The 12,443-nt window shown below is 70.7% G+C and carries 10 protein-coding genes and 1 pseudogene; 8 read left to right on the plus strand and 3 right to left on the minus strand.

Translation table 11 applies throughout. The features are described 5' to 3' along the window. The 3 genes from I5I_RS05825 to I5I_RS05835 form a co-directional block, all read left to right on the plus strand. A partial coding sequence (locus I5I_RS05825) for an electron transfer flavoprotein subunit beta/FixA family protein (protein WP_051039501.1) occupies positions 1-672 on the plus strand: 672 nt, incomplete at its 5' end. 35 nt (positions 673-707) lie between these two features. Further along, positions 708-1,697, plus strand: a complete 990-nt coding sequence (locus I5I_RS05830; protein WP_036317554.1) for an electron transfer flavoprotein subunit alpha/FixB family protein — start codon at positions 708-710, stop codon at positions 1,695-1,697. After that, positions 1,697-3,301 (plus strand): cytochrome b/b6 domain-containing protein, encoded by a 1,605-nt coding sequence (locus I5I_RS05835; protein ID WP_036317545.1) that lies wholly within the window; start codon positions 1,697-1,699, stop codon positions 3,299-3,301. The genes I5I_RS05830 and I5I_RS05835 overlap by 1 nt, the downstream gene beginning before the upstream one ends. A 164-nt stretch (positions 3,302-3,465) precedes the next feature. On the opposite strand, the gene I5I_RS05840 is transcribed toward I5I_RS05835, so the two are convergent. Further along, a complete protein-coding gene (locus tag I5I_RS05840) occupies positions 3,466-3,984 on the minus strand; it encodes a GNAT family N-acetyltransferase (protein ID WP_036289977.1) in 519 nt (172 codons plus the stop codon). Positions 3,985-4,127: 143 nt separating this feature from the next. Here I5I_RS05840 and I5I_RS05845 point away from each other — a divergent pair, with 143 nt between their 5' ends. Beyond that, positions 4,128-4,688, plus strand: coding sequence for an acyl-CoA thioesterase (locus I5I_RS05845; RefSeq protein WP_036317546.1), 561 nt, complete (start codon positions 4,128-4,130; stop codon positions 4,686-4,688). A 19-nt stretch (positions 4,689-4,707) separates the two neighbouring features. On the opposite strand, the gene I5I_RS05850 is transcribed toward I5I_RS05845, so the two are convergent. Next, entirely contained in the window at positions 4,708-5,589 is an 882-nt protein-coding gene (locus I5I_RS05850; RefSeq protein ID WP_036317547.1) for a LysR family transcriptional regulator, read from the minus strand. A gap of 137 nt (positions 5,590-5,726) precedes the next feature. On the opposite strand from I5I_RS05850, the gene I5I_RS05855 reads away from it, so the two are divergent. Continuing rightward, positions 5,727-9,449, plus strand: coding sequence for a proline dehydrogenase family protein (locus I5I_RS05855; RefSeq protein ID WP_051039500.1), 3,723 nt, complete (start codon positions 5,727-5,729; stop codon positions 9,447-9,449). Then, positions 9,449-9,994 (plus strand): GNAT family N-acetyltransferase, encoded by a 546-nt coding sequence (locus tag I5I_RS16320; protein WP_187289917.1) that lies wholly within the window; start codon positions 9,449-9,451, stop codon positions 9,992-9,994. The genes I5I_RS05855 and I5I_RS16320 overlap by 1 nt, the downstream gene beginning before the upstream one ends. 111 nt (positions 9,995-10,105) lie before the next feature. On the opposite strand, the gene I5I_RS05870 is transcribed toward I5I_RS16320, so the two are convergent. Next, positions 10,106-10,861, minus strand: coding sequence for a hypothetical protein (locus I5I_RS05870; RefSeq protein ID WP_036317550.1), 756 nt, complete (start codon positions 10,859-10,861; stop codon positions 10,106-10,108). A 106-nt stretch (positions 10,862-10,967) separates the two neighbouring features. Here I5I_RS05870 and ddaH point away from each other — a divergent pair, with 106 nt between their 5' ends. After that, positions 10,968-11,810, plus strand: a complete 843-nt coding sequence (gene ddaH / locus I5I_RS05875) for a dimethylargininase (protein ID WP_036317551.1) — start codon at positions 10,968-10,970, stop codon at positions 11,808-11,810. After that, positions 11,807-12,443: pseudogene (locus tag I5I_RS05880) on the plus strand (aminotransferase class III-fold pyridoxal phosphate-dependent enzyme); the annotation flags it as partial. The gene ddaH and the pseudogene I5I_RS05880, both read left to right, overlap by 4 nt.

Here is a 12,443-nt window from a genome sequence, read left to right on the forward strand (position 1 = left end):
ATTCGAGCTCGGTCCCGGGGATCCTCTAGAGTCCTGTCGTATGCCGACGCCCACCCCGGCACGGAGGTCGCTGTCGTCTCGATGGCATCGGAGGAGGCTGCGGCCACCATCCGCAAGGGGCTCGCGATGGGCGCGGCATCCGCTCTGCAGGTCGTCGACCCGGCGCTGGCCGGCGCAGATCTGAGCGTGACCGCGGCCGTGCTCGCCGCTGCGGTGCGGCGAGCCGGGTTCGACCTGGTCATCACCGGCAATCTCTCCACCGACGGCACCGGCGGCGTCCTTCCGGCGATGATCGCCGAGCACCTGCAGGTGCCGCAGGCGACCGCGCTGTCGTCGGTCACGATCGGCGAGGGGGAGATCACCGGCACGCGCGCCACCGACTTCGGCACCGCGCAGGTCAGTGCGACGCTGCCGGCCGTCATCTCGATCACCGAAGCCCTCCCGGATGCCCGGTTCCCGAACTTCAAGGGCATCATGGCGGCGAAGAAGAAGCCGTTCGAGACCGTGTCGCTGGCCGACCTCGGCGTCGACGTGGACCCGTCCGCGGCCGCGCAGTCGATCATGACGGCGGTCGCCGAGAAGCCTCCGCGCGGTGCGGGAATCAAGATCGTCGATGAGGGCGACGCGGGCGACAAGCTCGCCGCCTTCCTCGTCGAGAACCGACTGGCCTGAGAACGGTGCTGGGAACGATGACGATGGAGAACGTGATGGTGGATGTCGCCTCGGACGCGATTCTCGTGCTGCTGGATGTCACCCCGGCCGGTGAGCTGGCCGGCTCGGCCGCCGGACTGCTCGGCGCCGCCGCCGGCATCGGCACGCCGGTCGCGCTGGTCGTCGCCGGTGAGGAGGCGCATGCCGCACTCGCCGAGGCGGCGGGTGCGCTGGGGGCTGCGGTCGTGCTCACCGCGGGGCTGGGCGGTGCGGACGGATCGCTGACGGTTCCTCTGGTCGATGCCGTGGACGCGGCATCCGCGCTCGTGAAGCCCGACGCCGTGCTCGTGTCGAACTCCATCGAGGGCCGCGACATCGCCGGACGCTACGCGGCGCGCGCGCGCGCGGCTCTGGCCGTGGACGCGGTCGGCGTCTCCCGCGACGACGAGGGCGTGCTCGCGCAGCATTCCGTCTACGGCGGGGCGTACAACGTCACGAGCGCAGCCACCTTCGGTCCTCTCGTGGTCACGGTGCGCCAGGGGGCGGTCGACGCCCGTGCCGCGGCCGTCGCCGAGCCGCGGGTGGTGCCGCTGGAGGTCGCCGCCTCAGGCGCGCCGGCGGCGCGCATCACCGGATTCGAAGCCGAGGTCGCGGCGTCGTCGCGGCCGGAGCTGCGCGGCGCGGCGAAGGTCGTCTCGGGAGGGCGCGGACTCGGCTCGGCCGAGAAGTTCGCGCTCGTCGAACAGCTCGCCGATGCCCTCGGCGCGGCTGTGGGCGCGTCTCGCGCGGCCGTGGATGCCGGATACATCCCCTACTCGCACCAGGTCGGGCAGACCGGGGTATCGGTGTCGCCCCAGCTGTACGTGGCTCTCGGCATCTCGGGGGCCATCCAGCACAAGGCCGGCATGCAGACCGCGAAGACGATCGTCGCGATCAATAAAGACGGCGACGCCCCGATCTTCGACATCGCCGACTTCGGCATCGTGGGGGACGTGTTCACGGTCGTCCCGCAGCTGATCGCCGCCCTCGACGCCAGGAAGGCCTGATGGCGACCGGCGGATCGTCCATGCGCCGCGGCTTGCCGCGCGTCGCCGGTGGAGAACCGTGGCCGCCGGCCGCGAGCGCGCCCGCCGAGGCCGTCGTGGACGCCTCTGCGCCCGCGGCAGCGGTCGTCGAGGCGGCAGCGGGGCGACCCGCCGAGCCGTCGACGGGCTCGGGCGAGCCGCCGGCGCTCGCGACGGCGTCCGCGCCCGAGCGCAGCGGGACGACGGTCGTCCGCCGCGGCCTGCCCCGCGTCGCCGGCGGCGAGCCGTGGCCGTCCGCGGTCGTCGTGGCTGCCGCGGGCCCGGGGCCGACGCCCGCTGAGGTCGCCTCCGCCCCTCCGGCGCCCCCGCTCGCCGCCGCCCCTTCGGCGCCCCCGTTCGCCGCCGCCGACGGTGACACCTCCGTGCGCCGCGGGCTGCCGCGCATCGCGGGTGGCGACGCGTGGCCACCCGCCGGCACCGCCGCCGCCGTGTCTTACCCGATCGCCGCCGTCTCTTCCCCGGCCGCCGCCGATGCTGCGGCGGACGGCGCGGGCGCTGCTGCCGAGGAGGCCGCCGCCGCGGCCGACCTCCCGCTCATTGGCACCGCCACCGAGGGGCCGCGCGCCCCGTTGAGCGTTCCGCAGACCGCGTGGGCCGGTCGCGCCGCGTCGCGTCGGCCGCAGCCGAAGCCCGAGCCGCAGCGGATCGGGCCTTTCACGAAGACGCAGTGGGCGGGCGCCGTCGTGGTCGGCGGAATCGGCCTGCTGTTCGCGGCGGGTATGGCCGTGCTCGCGGTGCGATTCCTGCTGAGCCTGGACGGCATGCGCGACTTCCTCGCGACCTACCCCGGGGAGTACCACCTGCCTGCCGGTGCGCCCGTCGGCATCCCCGCGTGGCTCGGCTGGCAGCACTTCTTCAACGTCTTCCTGATGGTGCTGATCATCCGCTCGGGGCTCACGATCCGCCGCGAGAAGCGGCCGAGCGTCTTCTGGGCGCCGAAGAACAACCCCAAGGGCAAGACGAGCCTGACGATCTGGTTCCATCAGGCGCTCGACATCCTGTGGCTCATCAACGGCGCCGTCTTCATCGTGCTGCTGTTCGTCACCGGTCAGTGGATGCGGATCGTCCCCACGAGCTGGGAAGTCGTCCCCAACGCGCTCAGCGCCGCGCTGCAGTACGTCTCGCTGGACTGGCCGACCGAGAACGGCTGGGTCAACTACAACGCGCTGCAGCAGCTCGCCTACTTCTCGACCGTCTTCATCGCCGCCCCGCTCGCCGCGATCACCGGCTTCCGGATGAGCGGGATGTGGCCGAAGAAGAACCTGAAGCTCAGCGCCGCCTACCCGATCGAGTGGGCGCGCAGGGTGCACTTCCCGGTGATGCTGTTCTTCGTCGTGTTCATCGTCATCCACGTCGTTCTCGTGCTCGCGACCGGGGCGCTGCGCAACCTCAACCACATGTACGCCGCGCAGGGCTCGGTCGACCCGACGGCCTATGCCGACAACTGGACCGGCTTCTGGCTGTTCGTGGTCTCGCTCGTGGTCATCGCCGCCGCGTGGGTCGTCGCCCGCCCGCTCGTGCTCGCCCCGATCGCCCGCCTGTTCGGCACGGTCAGCGGGCGCTGACGCGCGCGATCAGCGTCCCGACAGTGGCCGCCGCTCAGCCGAGCATCTCCGCAGAATGCGACGAACTCCGCATCCGATCGGCGATCTGGATGCGGAGTTCGTCAGAATCTGCGGAGTTCGTCAGCGCGGTGGGGCCGGCAGAACCCGCGACGCGGCAGGCGCGATCAGCGCACGAAGCGGACCTCGGTGAGCGTCTCGCCGAGGAACGGCTCGGTGTGCGTGGCGCCGTCGAGCGTGAAGCCGTTGCGCGCGTAGAAGCGGTGAGCACGCGGGTTGTCCGCGGCGACCCAGAGGTAGAGCTCCTCGTCGGCGTCGACCGTCGCGTCGAACAGCTGCTGCCCGATGCCGGTGCCGTGGAACTGGTCGAGCAGGTAGATGAAGTAGAGCTCACGCGTGCGCGGAGCGTCGCGGTCGCGCGCCGGGCCCGAGCCGGCGAATCCGACGATCTCGCCGCCGACGAGGGCGGCGAACATCTTGAACTCGGGGCCCTGCTGGGCCCAGTGCGTCCACAGCTCGGCGAGGCGCTTGGGAGAGACGTTCTCGAGAGCGGCCTTGCTGATGAGGTGGTCGTAGGTCTCGTGCCAGCACGTCGCGTGGACCCGTCCGAGGGCCTCGGCATCCACGTCACGAACGGGACGGACGACGGTGTCGGTCTGCGCGGTGATGTCGGTGGGGGCTTCCATGGCCAGACTCTACGGCGGCCCTTCCGATTCACGAAATCGATGGATGCCGCGCTCCACCCTCGTCGCGGCGACACCACGAGGACTGTGGGAAGCCCACAAGAGATGCCGGGAGCCCATCGGGGAATCCGCTAGCATCGCGCTTCGTGAATGTATGGTGGCGGACCCTCCTGACGATCTGGCGCGCGAAGGTGCTGCTGCATCGGCGCGGCCCCATGCCGCCACGCAGTGTCGGTCGGCTGCGGCTTCGGACGCTGCCCACCGACATCGATCTGCTCGGCCATATGAACAACGGTCGATACGCCTCGCTGTTCGACCTCGGCCGCTTCGACCTGCTGATCCGCACCGGCATCTGGGATGCGATGAACGCGCAGGGCTGGTACGCGGTGGTCGCCAGCGAGACGGTGACCTTCCGCAAGTCGCTGCAGCTCTGGCAGCGCTTCACGGTCGAATCCCGCCTGTACGCCCACGATGACAAGGCCGTCTACCAGATGCACCGCGCGGTCGTGGACGGCGAGGTCTATGCCGAGATGATCGTCCGCGCGCGCTTCCTGCGCCGCACCGGCGGCGTGGTGAACACCGACGAGCTCTTCGAGGCGCTCGAGCGGCCGGATGATCTCCCACCGCTGCCGCAGTGGGTGGCCGACTGGGCTCGCGACAGCGCGCTGCCCTCGACGAAGGCCCCCGCGCCGAGCGAGTGGGACTGATCCCGCAGGGATGCCGGCGTCAGACCCGACGCGCGACGAACGCGTCGGCGAGAGCCTCGCGGACGCTGCGGATGCCGGGACGGTTGCGGCTGGATCGGCGAGCCGCCGTGAAGATCTCACGCGCCGGGTCGCCCGGAAGCGCGCTGAGGTGCACCGGGGGCGCACCGCCGGCCCACAGCAGATCGGGCAGCAGTCCGACGGCGTGACCGGTGGCGATCAGCTCGGCATGCCCGCTGAGATCGGCGAGCTCGAAGCGGACATCCGGCTCGAACCCGGCGGCGCGGCACTGCTGCATCGCCCACTCGCGCGCCGCCGTGCCGCGCGGCTCCATCACCCAGGCGTGTTCGGCCAGGTCGGCCAGCGGCCCGATGGCGCGCGCCGTCGCCAGCCGGATCGGGTCGACGCCGAGCAGATCCCGATCGAGCGCCGATCGATGCGGGCGAGTGAGCCCCGGGTACTGCTCGGCGATCGCGAGGTCGAAGCCGCGCGCTCCGAGCTCGAACAGCCCCTCTTCGGGCGGCAGCTCGGAGATCTCCACGCGCAGGCCCGGCGTCCGCTCGGCGAGCAGGGTCAGGGCTGCGGGCACGAGAGCGCGGGCGGCCGTCTGCAGCACGGCGAGACGCACCGGTGCGATCCCGAGGCGGGTGTCTTCCAGTTCGCCGCGGATCTCCTCGTCGGCATCGAGGGCGCGCGCCGCGTAGGCGGCCAGCGCCTCGCCGTGCGCGGTCAGCCGCACGCGGCGTCCATCCGGAGCGAGCAGCGCCACTCCCGCCTCGCGCTCCAACTGCGACAACTGCTGCGAGATCGTGGACGGGCTGTACGCCAACGCCTGTGCGACGGCGGCGATCGTGCCGCGCTGGGCGAGTTCGTGCAGCAGTCGGAGGCGTCTCAACTCGAACACGCGCGCTCCTTCCGTCACCCGTCGCCGTCGTCTCGGCTGCGTCGTGGTCGCGCCGGAGAAAACATCGCCGTCATCGAACGATATCCGTCAAAGATCATCGCTTTTGCCGAATCATATGCGTGCCTCACGCTGGACGCATGGACACAGTGCACTCTGGAGACGTGACCGACGACACCACCACGCCTCCTTCGGCATCCGCGCTCGCCGACAGCGCCATCTCGCTGGCGCGACGCTGGGTGGACGAGTCTGCGGCTGCCGACGTCGATCCCGCCGCCGAACGGCTGGCGGGCGTGCTCAAGGATCCGCACGGGCTGCCGTTCACGATCGGCTTCGTCGACGGTGTCATGCGTCCCGAGTCGTTGAGCGCCGCCGCGGCGAACCTGCAGCGCGTCGCGCCTCTGGTTCCGCAGTTCTTGCCCTGGTACCTGCGGGCGGCGGTGCGCACCGCGGGTGCCGTCGGGCCGATTTTTCCGGCGCCGACGGTGCCGATCGCGCGCAAAGCGCTGCGCGAGATGGTCGGGCACCTCATCGTCGATGCCCGGCCCGACAAGCTGGGCCCCGCTCTGACGGCCATCCGGGAATCCGGTGCGCGCCTCAATCTGAACCTCCTGGGCGAAGCCGTGCTGGGCGAAGCCGAAGCGCTGCGCCGCCTGGAGGGCATCCACGATCTCATCCGTCGCGACGACGTCGACTACGTCTCGGTGAAGGTGTCGGCCATCGCGAGCCACATCTCGATGTGGGCCTTCGACCAGGTCGTCGACCGGGTGGTCGACCGCCTGCTCCCGCTGTACCTGACGGCCGCCTCCTCGGCGGGGCCCGAGTCCGCTCAGACGTTCATCAATCTGGACATGGAGGAGTACCGCGACCTCGACCTGACGATCGCGGTGTTCACCCGGCTGCTGGAGGATCCGCGGCTGCGTGACCTGGAGGCGGGCATCGTCCTGCAGGCCTACCTTCCCGATGCGTTGCCGGCCCTGCGGCAGCTCACCGCCTGGGCTCAGCAGCGGGTCGACGGCGGGGGCGCCCGTATCAAGGTGCGACTCGTCAAGGGCGCGAACCTCGCGATGGAACGGGTGGATGCCGTCATGCACGGCTGGCCGCTGGCCACCCATGCGAGCAAGCTCGACGCCGACGCCAGCTACCTCCGGTGCCTCGACGAGGCGCTGCGGCCGGAGAACTCGCGCGCGGTGCGCCTCGGCGTCGCCGGCCACAACCTCTTCGACATCGCGTACGCGTGGTTGCTCGCGGGGGAGCGCGGCGTCCGGGACGACGTCGAGTTCGAGATGCTCCTCGGCATGGCACAGGGACAGGTGGCGGCGGTCTCGCGCGAGGTCGGCCACGTGCTGCTGTACTTGCCGGTCGTGCGGCCTGACGAGTTCGATGTGGCCATCAGCTACCTCGTGCGCCGATTGGAGGAGAACGCGTCGAGCGACAACTTCCTCTCGGCCGCTTTCGATCTTGCCGAAGATCCGGCGATGTTCGCGCGGGAGCGCGACCGCTTCCTCGCCTCGCTGCAGCGGGCGGCCGACCCCGCGCTTCCCGTCGGGCCACAGCGCACGCAGACGCGGCGGGACGACGCGGCGAGCGGCGGAGCGACCCCCGCCCTCACCCGTCCGGAGCCCGCAGTCGAAACGGCGGAGGGAGCCGCCGACGGCGATCTGACGCAGGTGGTTCTCGGCATCGCCGACGGTCGGGGTGACGGCGGGTCGTTCGTCGACACCGCGGTCTTCGACCTCCGTGAATCCGTCCGCGCCGAGGGTGCGCCGGGGTTCGCGAACGCGCCCGACACGGACCCCGCGCTGCCGGCCAACCGTGCCTGGGCCGACGAGATTCTGGCGCGGATCGCCGGGTCGAGCGCCGGAGAGTCGACCATCGCCGCTGCGCGCATCGACGATTCGGCGTCGCTCGAAGAGACGGTCGCGCGCGTTCGGGCCGCCGCCACACGGTGGGGCGCCGTGCCCGCGGACGATCGAGCGAAGGTTCTGCGGGCGGTCGCGCGTGCGCTCGAGGCTCGGCGCGGCGAGCTCATCGAGGTGGCCGCGAGCGAGACCGGCAAGGTGTTCGCCGAAGCCGATGTCGAAGTCAGCGAAGCCGTCGACTTCGCCAACTACTACGCCGCGACGGCGCGCGAGCTCGATCGGGTGAGCGGCGCGGTCTTCGTGCCTGCGGCGCTCACGGTGGTCGCGCCGCCCTGGAACTTCCCCGTCGCGATCCCCGCCGGCGGAGTGCTCGCTGCGCTCGCGGCGGGCTCGGGTGTCGTGTTCAAGCCGGCTCCTCAGGCGCGCCGCTGCGCGGCCGTGGTCGCCGAGGCCGTCTGGGCGGCGTTGGACCTCGAGGGCGTCGACCGCGACATCCTCGCGCTGGTCGACGTCGACGAGGAGGAGCACGGCCAGCAGCTGATCGCGCACCCCGACGTGGATCGTGTGATTCTCACCGGCTCGTGGGAGACCGCGCAGCTGTTCCGCTCGTGGCGGCGCGACCTGCCGCTGCTCGCCGAGACGAGCGGCAAGAACGCCATGATCGTCATGCCCTCCGCCGACCTGGATCTCGCGGCGTCCGATCTGGTGAAGAGCGCCTTCGGTCACGCCGGGCAGAAGTGCTCCGCAGCCTCGCTCGCGATCCTGGTGGGACCGGTGGCGCGCTCCGAGCGGTTCGCGCGCCAGCTCGTCGATGCCGTCCGCTCACTGCGCGTGGGAGCGCCCTCCGACCCGTCGAGCGAGGTCGGGCCGGTGATCGAGACGCCGCGCGGCAAGCTCGAGTGGGCCCTCACGACCCTCGAGGAGGGTGAGAGCTGGCTGGTCGCTCCCGAACTCATCGAGGGTTCGGCCGACGCCGATGCTGCTCTGGCCGGGCGCCTGTGGCGGCCCGGCATCCGCGTGGGGGTGCGGCCGGGGTCGCGCACGCATCTGGAGGAGTTCTTCGGCCCGATGCTCGGCATCATGCACGCCTCCTCGCTGTCGGAGGCGGTCGAGATGCAGAACGCCGTCGCGTACGGCCTGACGGCGGGGCTGTACACCCAGGACCCCGCCGACCTCGAGCTGTGGCTCGATCAGGTCGAGGCGGGCAACCTCTACGTCAACCGCGGCATCACCGGGGCGATCGTGCAGCGTCAGCCCTTCGGCGGCTGGAAGCGCTCGTCGGTCGGCGCCGGCACGAAGGCCGGCGGCCCGAACTATCTGATCGGACTCGGCTCGTGGCGGCCCTCGGCGGGTGGCGCGCCGTCATCGACGCTGCACCTGCGTGGGCTGGATGCGCGCATCACGACGCTCATCGAGTCCGCCCAGCCCTCGCTGGACTACGAGGCCTTCGAGTGGCTGCGCCGGGGTGCGCTGTCGGACGCGGTCGCCTGGGATCGGGAGTTCGGCCGCGTCAAGGACGTGTCACGGCTCGGTGTGGAGCGGAACCTCTTCCGGTATCGGCCCGTCGAGGTGGCGGTGCGCGCGACGAAGGATGCCGCGTGGCAGGCCCTGCTGCGCGTCGTGGTGGCGGGCGTTCGCGCGGGTGGCGGGATGACGATCAGCGCACCGGTGGGGCTTCCGGCCGGCGTGCGTCGCGCGCTCGGGGATCTCGACATCGCGGTGTTCGTCGAGACCGACGAGCAGTGGATCGAGCGCCTGCAGGCGGCACGCGAAGATGGTGACGCACCGCGCGTGCGGCTGGTCGGGCCTGCGGCATCCGTCGCCCGCGTCCACGACGCCCTCGCCAGTGCGACCGACGGTGACGTCGACATCGCCGTCTACGCCGGAGAGGTCACCACCGCCGGCCGCATCGAACTGCTGCCGTTCCTGCGCGAGCAGGCCGTGTCGATCACTGCGCACCGCTTCGGCAACCCCGACGACTGGAGCGCGGAGGTCATCTGATGCGGCCGGCGTTCGTCGAGGTCCGTGAGCTCTCGGCATCCGACGTCGATCGGATCGAGGCGGATGAGCCAGCCGGCAAGGGCTTCGTCCGCGAGATGTGGCGGCTTCAGGTGCTCGGCCGCAGCATGCTGCTGGTCGCGTGGGTCGGCGACGTCCCGGTCGGGTCGGGACAGCTCGATCTCGGCGCGGCGCCGATCGAGCTGAAGAACCTGAACGTCCGGCCGGACCGCCGGGGTCAGGGCGTCGGCACGGCGCTCGTCGTCGCCGCCGAAGCGTGGATGTGTGCACACGGCCATACCCGGTTGAGCCTGGGCGTCGCCGTGGACAACCCCGCTGCGCGGCGCCTGTACGAGCGCCTGGGCTACGTCGCAACGGGTGAGATGTCCACGGTCACCTATGACTATGTGGATGCCGAGGGCCTGGCGCGCACGGCGACCGAGACCGACGAGCGCCTCGTGAAGGTGTGGAACGCAACTGTCGTCGACGCCCCAGCGAGAGAAACAACTTATCTTTCTGGCGATGGAAGGTCGCGCGAGCGAGCATGATTCTGGCGCATCTGGGGAGCGCCAGACGGGGATCGGCTCACGCGCGGTTGCGCGTCCGATCGGACCGTCTTGTGACACGCCGGGGGGAGTGTCGCTCTGGGGCCGGGGGATTCACTCGACCCCAGAGCTCCCGCCCGATTCGGAGTCGTGCTCGTCCGTCTCGACCGGAACCATCAGCCCGTACACCAGTGCGCGCACTCCGAGACCGAGAAGGGTCCACGCGCCTTCGGGGAATTCGTCCGATGCGCTCGCCGCGACGATCGGGTGGGGAATGCCCTCGATCGCCCGCAACGCGAACCCCTCCGACATCGCGGCCAGCAGCTCGGTGAAGTCTTCGATGGTGAGCGGAGAGCGCAGACGCAGCCCGTACGCCTCCATGAGGTAGACGTAGAACTGCGCGAACGCCGCGATGGATCCCTGATGGCGCTCTCGGGTCGCCTCCTGCAGCTCGGGCCAGGTCTCGGCCGTCGCCCGCAGGGCCAGAGTCACGAGGAACTGCTGCGCGTCCAGATCGTGGGTCGGATCGTCGGTGTCGAGTGTGATGCTCTGCACATGCGCGGCAGTCGCCGTGCGGATCACCTCGTCACCGTCGGCACCTGCCGCGACGAGATCCTCGATCGCGGCGCGCGGATACTCGGCGGGGTCGCTGCGGATGCGCAGCCGCACCATCGCCACTGCGAGATCACGCTGATAGTCGCTCTGATCGGCCCACAACCGATACGCCGCGCCGGTGGTCAGCCCCGCCCGTCGCAGTACTTCCTGCAGACGGATGTGCTGCACACCAGCCGCCACGCCGCGCTCCAGCAGCATCTGCATGCCGACGCGCAACAACAGTGCGCGCGTTTCCTCTCCCGTGCGGCGGGCCATGGGACGAATCTACTCAGGGGAATGAAACCCGCAACGGTCTTGACAGTCTCGGCGGATGCCGAGGGTGCTCTGGCAGAATGGGGATGGCGAGGAACGAGGATCTCGAATGCCCGACCGTATCGCCCACCACCGCCGCTACCTGATGTGCCGACCGGAATACTTCACGGTGCGCTATTCGATCAATCCGTGGATGGAGCCGGCGCGACCGACCGACACGGCCAAGGCCGTGCGTCAGTGGCAGACGTTGTACGACACGTATCTCGCCCTCGGGCACGAGGTCGAACTGATCGACCCGCTGCCGGGACTTCCCGACATGGTCTACACGGCCAACGGCGGTTTCGTCGTCGACGGCCGAGCGCTCGGAGTCCGCTTTCGTGTTCCGGAACGGCGAGGGGAAGAGCGTGCGTTCATGGACTGGTTCGCCGCCGCCGGCTTCGAGGTGATCGAACCGGTCGAGGTGCAGGAGGGCGAGGGGGACTTCCTTCTCGTCGGCGACACGATCCTCGCCGGCACCGGATTCCGCTCCACCGGTGACAGTCATCGCGAGGTCGCCGATGTCTTCGGCCGCGAGGTCGTCTCCCTCCGCCTGATCGATCCTCGGTTCTACCACCTCGACACCGCGATCTGCGTGCTCGACCCGGTCGAAGGTGAGGGCGGGGTGGATGCCGCGAACATCGCCTACCTGCCCTCGGCGTTCGACGAGGCGTCGCTGCGGCTGCTGGAAGAGCGTTACCCCGACGCGATCCTCGTGTCGGACGAGGACGGCGCCGTGTTCGGCCTGAACGCGGCATCCGATGGCCGTCACGTCTTCCTCTCCCCGCGCGCCACCGGGTTCGATGCCCAGCTGCGCGATCGGGGCTACGTTCCCGTTCCCGTCGACCTGTCAGAGCTGCTGCTCGGCGGCGGGGGCATCAAATGCTGCACGCTCGAACTGCGAGGAATGAAATGAGCTCCGCCATCTCCATCGACGAATCCTCCGCCGCCCTCATCGCGGCCGAGGACGAGCACGTCGCGCACAACTACCACCCGCTGCCGGTCGTCATCGCCCGCGGTGAGGGGGCCTGGGTGACCGACGTCGAGGGCAAGCGCTACCTCGATCTGCTGGCCGCCTACTCCGCCCTCAACTTCGGTCACCGCCACCCCGCCCTGGTGGCCGCGGTCACCGCGCAGCTGGGCCGGGTCACGCTGACGAGCCGAGCGTTCCACAACGATCAGCTCGGCACCTTCGCCGCGGCGCTCGCGGAGCTGTGCGGCAAGGACCTCGTGCTGCCGATGAACACCGGTGCGGAAGCCGTCGAGACGGGTATCAAGGTCGCCCGCGCATGGGCGTACCGCACGAAGGGGGTGGCCGCGGATGCCGCGACCATCATCGTCGCCGACGGCAACTTCCACGGGCGCACCACGACGATCGTCGGCTTCAGCGACGACGAGCAGGCTCGCGCCGGCTTCGGCCCCTTCACGCCCGGATTCGTCCGCGTGCCCTACGGGGATGCCGACGCCATCGCCGCCGCGATCGACGAGAACACCGCCGCCGTGCTCGGGAGCCGATCCAGGGCGAGGCCGGCGTCGTCATCCGCCCGAC

Origin of the sequence: Microbacterium sp. B24, assembly GCF_000333415.1 — a bacterium.
Taxonomy (GTDB): Bacteria; Actinomycetota; Actinomycetes; order Actinomycetales; family Microbacteriaceae; genus Microbacterium.